At 66.6% G+C, this 12,470-nt stretch carries 13 protein-coding genes and 1 tRNA gene; 11 read left to right on the top strand and 3 right to left on the bottom strand.

Going from position 1 to position 12,470, the window contains the following annotated elements:
- Nucleotides 1-25 precede the first annotated feature (25 nt).
- From PT015_RS13830 to PT015_RS13810, 5 genes are read left to right on the top strand one after another with little or no spacing between them, the layout of a single operon-like run.
- Entirely contained in the window at nt 26-610 is a 585-nt protein-coding gene (locus PT015_RS13830) for a DinB family protein (protein ID WP_285185191.1), read from the top strand.
- A gap of 35 nt (nt 611-645) precedes the next feature.
- On the top strand, nt 646-1,836 hold the full coding sequence (locus PT015_RS13825) for an amidohydrolase family protein (protein WP_285185190.1): 1,191 nt from the start codon (nt 646-648) through the stop codon (nt 1,834-1,836).
- Nucleotides 1,837-1,843: 7 nt separating this feature from the next.
- Entirely contained in the window at nt 1,844-3,268 is a 1,425-nt protein-coding gene (locus PT015_RS13820) for a FadD3 family acyl-CoA ligase (RefSeq protein WP_285185189.1), read from the top strand.
- A complete protein-coding gene (locus PT015_RS13815; RefSeq protein ID WP_285185188.1) occupies nt 3,265-3,894 on the top strand; it encodes a fatty-acid--CoA ligase in 630 nt (209 codons plus the stop codon). The genes PT015_RS13820 and PT015_RS13815 overlap by 4 nt, the downstream gene beginning before the upstream one ends.
- Nucleotides 3,895-3,906: 12 nt before the next feature.
- Nucleotides 3,907-4,083 (top strand): (2Fe-2S)-binding protein, encoded by a 177-nt coding sequence (locus tag PT015_RS13810; RefSeq protein WP_285185187.1) that lies wholly within the window; start codon nt 3,907-3,909, stop codon nt 4,081-4,083.
- Here PT015_RS13810 and PT015_RS13805 read toward each other — a convergent pair whose 3' ends face one another.
- On the bottom strand, nt 4,084-5,739 hold the full coding sequence (locus PT015_RS13805) for an alpha-keto acid decarboxylase family protein (RefSeq protein WP_285185185.1): 1,656 nt from the start codon (nt 5,737-5,739) through the stop codon (nt 4,084-4,086).
- 68 nt (nt 5,740-5,807) lie between these two features.
- Between PT015_RS13805 and PT015_RS13800 the strand changes: the two genes are divergently transcribed.
- The 4 genes from PT015_RS13800 to PT015_RS13785 all read left to right on the top strand — a co-directional run bounded on the left by PT015_RS13800 (nt 5,808) and on the right by PT015_RS13785 (nt 7,963).
- Entirely contained in the window at nt 5,808-6,251 is a 444-nt protein-coding gene (locus PT015_RS13800; protein ID WP_285185184.1) for an SRPBCC family protein, read from the top strand.
- A gap of 5 nt (nt 6,252-6,256) precedes the next feature.
- Complete coding sequence (locus PT015_RS13795; protein ID WP_285185183.1) at nt 6,257-7,336, top strand: CaiB/BaiF CoA transferase family protein; 1,080 nt, start codon at nt 6,257-6,259, stop codon at nt 7,334-7,336.
- A 40-nt stretch (nt 7,337-7,376) separates the two neighbouring features.
- Nucleotides 7,377-7,832: an SRPBCC family protein gene (locus PT015_RS13790; RefSeq protein WP_285185181.1), complete on the top strand. Its 456-nt coding sequence runs from the start codon at nt 7,377-7,379 to the stop codon at nt 7,830-7,832.
- Between the two features lie 60 nt (nt 7,833-7,892).
- A tRNA-Cys gene (locus tag PT015_RS13785) sits at nt 7,893-7,963 on the top strand.
- 1 nt (nt 7,964) lies between these two features.
- Here PT015_RS13785 and PT015_RS13780 read toward each other — a convergent pair.
- Entirely contained in the window at nt 7,965-9,398 is a 1,434-nt protein-coding gene (locus PT015_RS13780) for a WS/DGAT/MGAT family O-acyltransferase (RefSeq protein ID WP_285185180.1), read from the bottom strand.
- 49 nt (nt 9,399-9,447) lie between these two features.
- Here PT015_RS13780 and PT015_RS13775 point away from each other — a divergent pair, with 49 nt between their 5' ends.
- Nucleotides 9,448-9,906, top strand: a complete 459-nt coding sequence (locus PT015_RS13775; protein WP_285185179.1) for an SRPBCC family protein — start codon at nt 9,448-9,450, stop codon at nt 9,904-9,906.
- Here the strand turns inward: PT015_RS13775 and PT015_RS13770 are convergent.
- Nucleotides 9,895-11,064, bottom strand: a complete 1,170-nt coding sequence (locus PT015_RS13770; RefSeq protein WP_285185177.1) for a pyridoxal phosphate-dependent aminotransferase — start codon at nt 11,062-11,064, stop codon at nt 9,895-9,897. The genes PT015_RS13775 and PT015_RS13770 overlap by 12 nt on opposite strands.
- A 194-nt stretch (nt 11,065-11,258) precedes the next feature.
- Here PT015_RS13770 and PT015_RS13765 point away from each other — a divergent pair, with 194 nt between their 5' ends.
- A complete protein-coding gene (locus PT015_RS13765) occupies nt 11,259-12,470 on the top strand; it encodes an acetyl-CoA C-acetyltransferase (protein WP_285185176.1) in 1,212 nt (403 codons plus the stop codon).

The following is a 12,470-nucleotide window of genomic DNA, read 5'->3' as shown; positions in this document are numbered from 1 at the left end:
CAGCGGTCCGTCGTAGCGTGACGGCATGGACTGGACCACCGAGCTTGTCGACCAGCTTCGCTTTCACTGGGAGACCGCGCTGCGGCCGCGGTTCGAGTCCCTGTCCGACGCCGAATATCACTGGGAACCCGTGCCGGGCTGTTGGGGTGTTCGCGCGCGCGGGCAGCAGCGCAGCGAGGGCGCCGCGGGCGGGGGCGAGACGGTGATCGACTTCGCCTTCCCCCAGCCCGAACCCCCACCGGTGACGACGATCGCCTGGCGGCTCGGCCACATCATCGTGGGCGTATTCGGAATGCGCGCCGCATCGTACTTCGGCGGCCCGGCGATGGATTACGGCTCATTCCGGTACGCGGCGACCGCTGCGGAGGGGCTCGCTCAACTCGATGCCGGCTATGCGCGCTGGACGGCCGGGGTCGCCGCGCTGGACGCCGACGAATTGGCGAGGCCGTGCGGGCCCGCCGAGGGGCCGTATGCGGACAAGCCGATGGCGACCCTCATCCTGCACATTCACCGCGAAGCGATACACCACGGCGCGGAGATTGCACTGCTGCGTGACCTCTACGCCGGCACGCAAACGGGGGGTGGAGGCATTGCCATAAGCTCCGCGTGAGAATATCATTCTCACAAATTGTGAAGGAGGATTTCATGGGGCAGTTGTCGCACAAGGTGGACGTGCCGTTTCCGATTTTCGACGCAGACAACCATCTCTACGAGCCGCCGGAGGCGCTGACCAAGTTCCTGCCCAAGGAGTACAAGGACTACGTCCAGTACGTGCAGATCAACGGGCGCACCAAAATCGCCATTCGCGGCCAGATCAGCAACTACATCCCCAACCCGACCTTCGAGGTCGTCGCCCGGCCGGGCGCGTGGGAGGAGTACTTCAAGTACGGCAACCCGGACGGCAAGAGCAAGCGCGAGCTGTTCGGTGAGCCGATGCGCGCGATTCCGGCGTTCTTTGAGCCCGGCCCGCGCCTGGAGACGATGAACGAGCTGGGCCTGGACAAGACGCTGATGTTCCCGACCCTGGCCAGCCTGCTGGAGGAGCGGCTGCGTGACGACCCGCTGGCCATCCACGTGCTGGTCCACGCGCTGAACGAGTGGTTGGACGAGGTCTGGGGCTTCAACTACCAGAACCGGATCTTCACCACGCCGGTCATCACCCTGCCGATCGTCGAGAAGGCCATCGAGGAACTGGAGTGGGCGGTCAAGCGCGGTGCCCGCGCCATCCTGGTTCGCCCGGCACCCGTGCCGGGTTTCCGGGGCCCACGGTCATTCGCGGTGCCCGAGTTCGACCCGTTCTGGGAGCGTGTCGTCGAGCACGACGTGCTGGTCGGCATGCACTCCAGCGACAGCGGCTACTCCCGGTACACCTCGGAGTGGGACGGTGCCGACCAGGAGATGCTGCCGTTCCAGACCAATGCGATGGGCATCCTTAACGAGTGGCGGCCGATTCAGGACTCGGTCGGCTCGTGGGTGATTCACGGCGCGCTGTACCGGCACCCGAAGCTGAAGGTCGCCATCGTCGAGGCCGGCTCGAAGTGGATGACCCCGCTGCTCGACGGTCTGGCCGAGGTCTTCCGGAAGGCCCCTGAGGCATTCCCGAGCGACCCGGTCGAGATGGTCAAGAACCGGATCCACGTAAGCCCGTTCTTCGAGGACGGTATCGACGACCTGGTCAAGCTCGTCGGTGTGGACCAGGTGCTGTACGGATCGGACTGGCCGCACCCGGAGGGGCTGGCGGAGCCGACCTTCTACATCGAAGCGCTCTCCCACCTGAAGCCGGAAGACCAGGCAAAGATCATGGGCGGCAACCTCGGTCGGCTTGTCACGGTCTGACACTTAAATGTGGCAGACCATCCCCGAGATGGTCGTCAGCGCGGCGGACCGGTTCGGCGACGCGGAAGCGGTTGTCGACGGTCCGCTGCGCTTGACCTTCCGCGACCTGGTCCATCGGATTCGCTGCGCCGCAGGCGCTTTCCGCGACCTCGGCATCGGTAAGGGCGAGCGAGTAGCCGTCTGGGCGCCCAACTCGGCCGACTGGATCGTCGCCGCGTTCGGCGTGCTCACCGCCGGCGGCGTGCTGGTGCCGGTCAACACCCGGTTCAAGCCCGACGAGGCCGGGGACATCATCGTCCGCAGTCGTGCGAAGGCCGTCCTGGTGCAGAAGGGCTTCCTCGACCAGGACTTCACGGCCCCGGCGGGCGTTCCGGTGATCGACCTGAAGTCTGACTTCTTGTCCAGCGGTGCACCTTTCGAATGCCCGGTGAACGGCGGCGACATCGCCGACATCATCTTCACCTCAGGCACAACCGGCCGCCCCAAGGGCGCGATGATGAACCATCGGCAGACGTTGCGGATGTACGAGGAGTGGGCGACGCTCGCCGATCTGCGCGAGGGCGACCGCTACCTGATGATCAACCCGTACTTCCACACGTTCGGCCTCAAAGCGGGCCTGATCGCCTCGTTCCTGCGCGGCGCGACCATGCTCCCACTGCCGGTGTTCGACGTCGACACGGTAATCGATCTGATTGAGCGTGAACGCATTTCGATGCTTCCCGGGCCTCCGACGCTCTACCACTCGTTACTGACGATCCCGGACAAAGCCAAGCTGTCGTCGCTGCGTGCCGGCGTCACCGGCGCCGCCGACATACCGGTGGAACTGGTCCGCCGCATCCACGACGAACTGCCGTTCCAGACGTTGATGACCGGTTACGGGCTCACCGAGGCCGGCAACGTAACGCTGTCGCGTCCCGGGGACTCGTTCGAAGAGGTGGCCACCACCGCCGGCCTGCCCTGCGAGGACGTCGACGTGCGCATCGCCGAGGACGGCGAGGTGTTGGTGCGGGGCTACGGCGTCATGCAGGGGTACCTGGACGACCCGGAGGCGACCGCGCTCGCCATCGACGACGACGGCTGGCTGCACACCGGCGATCTCGGCAATTTCGACAAGTCCGGCCGGTTGAGGATCGACGGGCGTAAAAAGGACATGTTCATCGTTGGTGGGTTCAATGCGTACCCGGCCGAGATCGAAGGCTTCATGCTGGAGCACCCGGCGGTTGCCCAGGTCGCCGTGATTGGGGTGCCCGACGAGCGGCTCGGCCAGGTAGGGAAGGCCTTTGTGGTGCTGAAAAGACCTGTGTCAGAAGACGATCTGATCGGATGGTGCCGGGACCGGATGGCCGGGTTCAAGGCGCCGCGCTACGTCGAGTTCCTCGGCGAACTACCTCTGAACGCCACCGGGAAGGTGATGAAGGACCAGCTCCGGTGAGCAATGGCGACGCGCATTCGCATTCGCTGGTGATCGCGTCCGACTATCGGGTGGCCGACCCGGAACAGGTATGGCCGTTGCTCACCCGCCGCAGATCGGCACTCGCCGACATCGGCGCCCATCATGTTCTGCTGTATGCCTCGACCCACGATCCCGGTCGCGTGCTGGTGACCATCGGCGTGCGCAGTCGGGAGCCGATCGTCGAACTGCTGCGCTCGCGCGTCTTCTTCGAGTGGTTCGACGCCGTCGGCGTCGACGACATTCCCGCCGTGTTCGCCGGGGAGATCGTCGAACGGTACGGATCGGGGGCGCGGTCCGCGAACTCCGCGCCGGGCGTCGTGGTCGCGGCGATCTCGTCGGTCGACAGCGTTCCGGTGCTGACCCACGAAATCCGCGATGCGCAAGCCAGATTCGAGTCAGCCGGTATCCGGGAGACCCGCCTGTTCCAGGCTTTTGACGACAGTCACGAAGTGATGATCCTGCAGGAACTCGACGACGAGGACCGCGCGCGGCGCTGGATCGAGCACCCCGACACCGCGGCCCCGTGGATCGACGGCGCCGGTGTGGGTGCCTATCCGCCGGTATTCGTCGGCACGTTCTGCGACATGATGCGGATCGACGAGTAGGCGGGCCCGCCGGTGTTCGTCTGCCTGTGTAACGGGATCACCAGCCAGGTGGTGGCCGACGTCATTGCCGGCGGGGCATCGACGACGAATCAGATCGCCGCGGCGTGCGGAGCGGGAGCCGATTGCGGGCGATGTCGCCGGACCCTACGCAAACTGCTCGCCATGCCCGGTGCGGAGCACGGGGTCTGATCAGCCGAGGTCGGAGACGAGATCGGTGAGCAAATCAGGAATGTCGAGGCGACCGACCACCGCCTCGATGAGCACGAATCGATTCCGGTGCTCGGCGGCCGCGACGAACGCGTCGTCGAGTTCGCCATACGTCTCGGCCCGGAACGTCAGGTGGTCGGTGACGCCGAGCGCGGTCGGAATGTCAGCCCAGCTCCATCGCACAATGTCGTTGTAGGGCGCGGTGTTTCCGTGGATCATCCGTTCGATGGTGTAGCCGTCGTTGTTCACCACGACGACGACCGGGGACAGGCCCTCGCGGGAAAACGCGCCCAGCTCCTGCACCGTCAGCTGCGCGGCGCCGTCACCGATCAGCAGCACCGGGCGCCGATCACGCTCCGCCAGGCCTGCGCCGAGCGTGGCGGGCAGCGTGTAGCCGATTGAGCCCCAAAGTGGTTGGCCAATAAACGTCACGCCCTGCGGGAGCCGGTGGGTGGCCATCCCGTAGAACGAGGTGCCCTGATCGGCGAGCACGATGTTGCCGGGCGTCAGTGCGTCACAGAACCTGTCCCACAACACTTTCTGGGTCAACGACTCGTCCCGGTTCGGCGGCTGCACCGGGGCGTCCTCGGCGGCTGTCGTCACAGCGGGGGATCGAACGCCGCGTTCGGTGAGGATCGCGGTCAGCGCGTCGAGCGCCGCCCCCATTTCCAGTGGCGCGAACACTTCGTTGCCGACGGTGCTCTGCTGTGGCCCCACGTCGATGGTCCGGGCCGGATCGACGCGCTGACTGAAAAATCCACTGACCATGTCGGTGAACACCACGCCTGCGGTGACGAGCGCCGGGGCCTCCTCGATCGCCCGCCGCACGGGCTCTGCGCTCGCGGATCCCGCGTAGATGCCGAGGAATTCCGGAGCGCTCTCATCGACGAGGCTCTTGCCCCACATCAGCGTGGCGTGTGGCACGACGTCGGCAGCCAGTAGTGCCTCGAGCTTGTCGACGGCATTCAACCGATGGACCAGCAGGTCGGCCAGCACGGTCAGCTGGTGGTCGCCGATGAGTTGGCTTGCGGCCTCGGTGAATAACGCCAGTGACCGCGGGCTGGTACCGCCGGTGTAGTGCGGCAGCGGCGCGCCCGGCGGCTCGGTCTCGAAGCGGGCCACGTCGGTGGACAGCAGCAGATAACCCGGCCGCCGCTGCTCGCGGACCTCGCAGAGCACCCGGTCGATTTCCCGAGTCGCAGTGGCAGGCATGAGATTGGCTTGCGCACAAGTGAACTCGCGGCTCACCCGCAAGAAGTGCTCGAAGTCGCCGTCGCCCAGCGAGTGGTGCAGGGCGCGGCGGGTGCCCTGGGCGTCCTTCGACGGTCCGCCGACGATGTGTACCACCGGGACATGTTCGGCGTAGCTACCCGCGATCGCATTGGCCGCTGACAGCTCGCCGACTCCGAATGTGGTTACCACGGCTGACATTCCGCGCAGGCGGCCGTATCCGTCGGCCGCGTATCCGGCATTGAGCTCGTTGGCGTTGCCGACCCAGCGCAGCTGTGGATGCGCGACGATGTGATCCAGGAATTCAAGGTTGTAGTCGCCGGGCACACCGAACACCTCGGTGACCCCTAGCTCTGCGAGCCGGTCGAGCAGGTAGTCGCCGACGGTGTACGAAGCAGCAGCGTTCACCGCATCGACGCTACGCGTCTGCGTGCGAAATCGCCCTCAGCGCGGCGCCGTCTCGCTATCGTCCGCTCATGGCAATCAAAGAAACCCGCGAAATCGTGATCGAGGCGTCTCCCGAGGAGATCCTCGACGTGATCGGCGACATGGACTCGGTCACCAGCTGGTCGCCGCCGCATCAGAGCGCCGAGGTTCTGGAGAAGGACAAGAACGGGCGGCCGCTGAAGGTGAAGATGAAGGTGAAGGCCGCAGGCATCACCGACGAACAGGTGGTTGCCTACACGTGGGCCGAAGACAAGGTCAGCTGGACGCTGGTCAGCTCCGGCCAGCAACGCTCGCAGGACGCGTCGTACACGTTGACCCCGAACGGCGACAAGACCAAGGTCGTCTTCGAGATCAGTGTCGATCCCGTTGTCCCGTTGCCCGGCTTTGTCATCAAGCGGGCCATCAAAGGAACCGTCGACACCGGTACCAAAGGGTTGCGCGACCAGGTGCTGAAGGTGAAGAAGGGACAGTAGCGACCGTGACCACCCGTGGACCCCTCGATGGGGTACGAGTGATCGAACTCGGCGGCATCGGACCGGGCCCACACGCGGCGATGGTGCTCGCGGATCTGGGCGCCGACGTGGTGCGGGTGCGCCGCCCCGGCGGGCTGGTCCTGCCCGCCGAGAATGTCGACCTGTTGCACCGCGGCAAGCGGATCGTGGACCTCGACGTCAAGGCCGACCCGCAGAAATTGCTGGATCTCGCGGCCAAGGCCGACGTGCTGCTGGACTGCTTCCGGCCGGGCACCTGCGAGCGTCTCGGTATCGGCCCGGACGATTGCGCGGCGGTCAACCCGCGGCTGATCTTCGCGCGCATCACCGGCTGGGGCCAGGACGGGCCGCGGGCCAGCACCGCCGGACACGACATCAACTACCTGTCGCAGACCGGCGCGCTGTCGGCGCTCGGCTACCGCGACCGGCCGCCGATGCCGCCGCTGAATCTGGTGGCCGACTTCGGCGGCGGCTCGATGTTCGTGCTGCTCGGCATCGTCTCCGCGCTCTACGAGCGGGAGCGGTCCGACAAGGGGCAGGTAATCGACGCGGCGATGGTCGACGGCGTCAGCGTGCTGGCGCAGATGATGTGGACGATGAAGTCGACCGGCGCGATGCGCGACGAACGTGAGTCGTTTCTGCTCGACGGCGGCGCCCCGTTCTATCGCTGCTACGAAACCTCCGATGGCGGATACATGGCGGTCGGCGCGATCGAGCCGCAGTTCTTCGCCGCGCTGTTGGCCGGCCTGGGACTCTCGGCCGACGATGTGCCGGGTCAGTTCGAAATCGGGGAATTCCCAACGATGTTCGACGTCTTCACGGAGCGGTTCGCCGCCAAGACCCGCGACGAGTGGTCGACGATCTTCGACGGCACCGATGCTTGCGTCACCCCGGTGCTGACGTGGAGCGAAGCCGCCGCCGACCCGCACCTGAATGCGCGCGCGACGCTGGTGAACGCACACGGTGCCGATCAGGCCGCACCCGCGCCGCGGTTCTCCCGGACACCTCCCGCGCAGGTCGGTCCGATTCCGCAATCGACCACTCCGCTCGACGAAATCGACTGGTAATCGGCCCAATTCCGCTGCGAAATTGCTAGCTTGGTCGTTAGTGGCCGTACGAGCATCGCGAGAGATCGTCATCGACGCGCCGCCGGGGGTGATCCTGGAGGCGTTGGCTGACGTCGGGTCGTTGTCCTCATGGTCGCCGGTGCACAAGCGGATTCAGGTGATCGACTGGTATTCCGACGGGCGGCCACATCACGTCAAGGCCACCATCAAGATCTTCGGGCTCGTCGACAACGAGATCCTGGAATACCACTGGGGTCCGAACTGGGTGGTGTGGGACGCGAGCGACACTTTTCAGCAGCGCGGCCAACACGTCGAGTACAACCTCCATCCCGTCGGGGAAGACCGGACGCGGGTGCGTTTCGACATCACCGTCGAACCCGCCGGACCGGTACCCGCCTTCGTGGTTCGGCGGGCGAGCGAGATCGTGCTCGACGCGGCGACCAAGGGCCTGCGCGACCAGGTGATGGCCGTCGTCGAATCGGAACGCTCGCAATAGCGATCCCGCCGAGTCAAACCGTGGCCCGCCGGCGGCGCTGCTGGCACGGTAGTCCCTCATGCGGGTGTGGCTGAGCGGCTAGGCAGCGGCCTGCAAAGCCGTACACACGGGTTCGAATCCCGTCACTCGCTCTCACTGCGCGATGGAGAGCAACTCATCGAAGGCGTGCTGCATGCACTCGGCGTAGTTGCCGGGGTCGGGCAGCGAGTCGCGGTCGGCGGTGGCGCTGATCGACAACGTGCCGTTGTAGCTGGCGACGACATGGATGAGGTTCATCCCGCCGATCAGCGGCCCGAGGCCGGCAGCCCGTAGTAGTTGCGCCCCACAGAAATACAGCGGCACGGGCGGGCCCGGGACGTTGGTGACGGTCGTGTTGGCGACATTCGGGCCGGAGAACGGCAGCACGCTGGCGGCCTTGGCTGCGATGCCCAGCAGTGCGGTCGGCACCGTCCCGATGACGTCGATCAGCTGGCTGTGAGACGAGCGGTCCGGGCCGTTCCGGCTGCCCGATGTCGACTCGGTGATCGTGGCGAGCCGCACCAGCGGGTCGGCGATGTCGGTGCCGAGTGACTGCAACCGGCCGAACAGCGCGTTGCCCTGGCTGGTCGTGTCGTCGGCCTGCCGCAGTGTCATCGGGCAGGCCGCCACCAGTGATTCGTCGGGAAGCTCGCCGTGCCCGTCCAGGTAACACCGCAGCGCGCCGCCCACGTAGGCGAGCGCGACGTCGTTGACGGTCGCGCCGGGCACCCGCGCCTTGATCCGCTTGAAGTCGTCGAGTGAGTGGAAGCGGGCCTCGAAAACCCGGTGGGGCGAGACGGTTTGGTTGAACCGGGTCTTCGGCGGCAGCGAAGGCGCGCTGAGCTCGGTCATCTTGGACACGCTGTTGACCAGCTTGATGGGCAGGCCGGCCAGTCCGAGTACCGCCTTGGGTGCATGTGTGGCGAACACCGCGCTCGCCCGCACCGGGTAGGTCATCGCCTTGATAGCCGTGCGCGACAACAGGTTTGCGGTCGAGGGCAGTTCCGCGGGCTGCCACGGATGGTCGGGCGGCGCGGGCCGTGGGCTGTCCGCGGCGAGGTTGTGCAACGCCGCGATCATCTGCACGCTCGCCATGCCGTCGACCGCGCAGTGGTGGAGTTTCAGCGCCATCGCGAACGAGCCTTTCGGCACTCCCGGAACGGCGTTCAGTCCCTCGATGACGGTGATCTCCCAGGGCGGCCGGCGCAGGTCGATCTGCCGGCCCATCAGTCGCGCGACCTGGATGCACAGCTGTCGCCAGTCGCCTGGCTGCGGCAGACCGATGTGCCGAACGTGGTACTCGAGGTCGAAGTTCGGGTCGTCCACCCAGTACGCCCGATCGAGGCCGACCGGTGTCTCGGTGATGCGGCGACGGAAGATCTCCGCGAGGTGCAGGCGCGCGTCGAGTTCTTCGAGAATTCCTTTGAAGGTGACCTTGCCGCCCGGGGCGGTCGACGGGTCGTAGATCAGCAGCAGCTGGATCTGTTGCGGTGTCGCCGGCCGCTCGGCCCGCAGCAACATGTCGTCGGTCCAACTCAGTTGCTGCATTTCGCCAACAGTAGGCCGCGCCGCAGGTTGCGTTGCTAGTTTGCTCGTAGTGGCCGTACAAGCATCGCGAGAGGTTGTCATCGATGCGCCGCCGGAGGTGATCCTGGGGGTGCTGGCCGACATTGGCTCGGTGCCGACCTGGTCGTCGGTGCACAAGCGGGCAGAGGTCATCGATCGCTACCCCGATGGCCGGCCGCATCACGTGAAGGTCGGCATCCGCGTCTCCGGCATCGTCGACAACGAGGTGCTCGAATACCACTGGGGCCCGGACTGGGTGGTGTGGGACGCCCGGAAAACCATGCAGCAGCACGCGCAGCACGTCGAGTACACGATGCAGCGCGAGACCGAGGACCGGACGCGGGTGCGCTTCGAGATCACCCTCGAGCCGTCGACTCCCATTCCCGAGTTCCTCGTCAACCGGGCGCGCAAGAAGATCCTCTATGCCGCGACCGAGGGTCTGCGCCGCAAAGTGACGGCGATCGTCGCCGCGAAGGGCCTAACCGCGTAGCTGCCGCAGTCGGCTGATGGCCTCGTCCAGGGTGTCGTCACGTTTGCAGAACGTGAAGCGCACCAGGTGATTCCACGAAGCCCGGTCGTCGGCGCCGGGATCGCAGAACGCCGTCATCGGTATTGCGGCCACGCCGACCTGTTCGGGTAGCGCCGCGCAGAACGCGGTGCTGTCGTCGTAGCCGAGCGGGCGCGGATCGGCGCAGAGGAAGTAGGTGCCGGCGCTGTCGAGCACATCGAAGCCGATCTCCGTCAGTCCGCGGCTGAGGCGATCGCGTCTGTGCTGCAACGAGTTTCGAAGCTCGTCCACCCAGGCGTCCTGGGTATCGAGGGCTTCGGCCACCGCCGGCTGGAAGGGGGCGCCGCCGACATAGGTCAGGTACTGCTTGGCGGCCCGCACGCCCTGGATGAGTTCGGTCGGCCCGCAGGCCCAGCCGATCTTCCAGCCGGTGCAGTTGAACATCTTCGCCGCGCTGGAGATGGTGATTGTGCGCTTGGCCATCCCGTCCAACCCGGCCAGGGGGAGGTGCCGGTGCCCGTCAAAGACGAGATGCTCGTAGACCTCGTCGGTGATGACCAGTAGGTCGGCGGCGACGGCGATCTCGGCGATCGCGGACAATTCGTCGGCGCTCAGCACGGTCCCGGTGGGGTTGTGCGGGGAGTTGAGTATCAGCGCCCGGGTCCGCGGCGTCACCGCGTGGCGTAGGGCGTCGGTGTCGAGTGCGAAACGACGCCCGTCCGGCACCATCGGCACGACGACCCGTTTGGTGCCGGCCATCGCCACCACCGGGGAGTAGGAGTCGTAGAACGGCTGGATCAGGATCACCTCGGAGCCGGGTTCGACCAGTCCGAACACCGCGGCGGCGATCGCCTCGGTGGCGCCGACGGTGATCAGCACCTCGGTCGCGGGGTCGTAGTCGATGCCGTACTTACGCTTGCGCTGCGCGGCGACTGCCTCCCGCAGTGCGGGGATGCCGATCCCCGGCGGGTACTGGTTGATGCCGTCGGCGATGGCGTCCCGGGCGAGCGCGAGCATGGCCGGCGGCCCGTCCTCGTCGGGGAAACCCTGGCCGAGGTTGACTGCGCCGACGCGCGCCGCCAGTGCGGACATCTCGGCGAACACCGTGGTTGCGTACGGCTGGAGTCCCTGCACCGTCATGGCTGTCGAGCCTAGGAGAGCGACGATGCGGGCCGCATGCGGCCCGGTGAGGAGCCCGACCATATGCCTAGCCGCGAACCTCCCAACCAACAGGTTGGCCGGGCCTTTTGTTAGGGTGGCGTCCAGAGGACTAGCGTCGCCCTCGGCCGATCCGTCGCACGGATCGAAAAATCAATCGTGAAGAGGAATCAGTCATGTCCGAAGAAGCCTTCATCTACGAGGCCATCCGCACGCCGCGCGGGAAGCAGAAGAATGGATCGCTGACCGAGGTCAAGCCGCTCGACCTGGTGACTGGTCTGGTCGGCGAACTGCGTCGGCGCCACCCCGATCTCGACGAGAGCCTGATCAGCGACATCGTGCTGGGCGTGGTGTCCCCGGTGGGCGACCAGGGCGGCGACATCGCCCGCACGGTGGTGCTCGCGGCAGGTATGCCCGACACGGTCGGTGGCGTCCAGCTCAACCGGTTCTGCGCCTCCGGTCTGGAAGCAGTGAACACCGCCGCGCAGAAGGTGCGCTCCGGTTGGGACGACCTGGTGCTGGCCGGCGGTGTCGAGTCGATGAGCCGCGTGCCGATGGGCTCCGACGGTGGCGCGATGATGGCCGACCCGGTCACCAGCTACGACGCCTACATCGTCCCGCAGGGCATCAGCGCCGACCTGATCGCCACGATCGAAGGCTTCACCCGCGACGACGTGGACGCCTACGCGTTGCGCTCGCAGGCGAAGGCGGCAGAAGCCTGGTCGGGCGGTTACTTCGCCAAATCCGTCGTCCCGGTTCGGGATCAGAACGGCTTGACGATCCTCGACCACGACGAGCACATGCGTCCCGACACCACCGCCGAGGGCCTGGGCAAGCTCAAGCCCGCCTTCGAGGGGTTGGCCGCGATGACCGGCTTCGACGACGTCGCCCGCCAGCGCTACCACTGGGTCGAGAAGATCAACCACGTGCACACCGGCGGCAACAGCTCCGGCATCGTCGACGGTGCCGCGCTGGTGCTCGTCGGCTCCGAGGCCGCCGGCAAGTCACAGGGCTTGACCCCGCGGGCGCGCATCGTCGCGACCGCCACCACCGGCGCCGACCCGACGATCATGCTGACCGGCCCGACGCCGGCCACCCAGAAGGCGCTGGACCGCGCCGGTCTGACCGTGGACGACATCGACCTGTTCGAACTCAATGAGGCATTCGCCTCGGTGGTCCTGAAGTTCCAGAAGGACCTGCACATCCCGGACGAGAAGCTGAACGTCAACGGTGGCGCCATCGCAATGGGCCACCCACTTGGCGCCACCGGCGCGATGATCACCGGAACCATGGTGGACGAGCTCGAGCGCCGCAACGCGCGTCGTGCGGTGATCACACTGTGCGTCGGCGGTGGCATGGGCGTCGCGACCATCATCGAGCGGGTTTAG

Origin of the sequence: Candidatus Mycobacterium wuenschmannii (genome assembly GCF_030252325.1) — a bacterium.
Classification (GTDB): domain Bacteria; phylum Actinomycetota; class Actinomycetes; order Mycobacteriales; family Mycobacteriaceae; genus Mycobacterium; species Mycobacterium wuenschmannii.
This window is presented reverse-complemented; position numbering and strand designations above follow the sequence as displayed.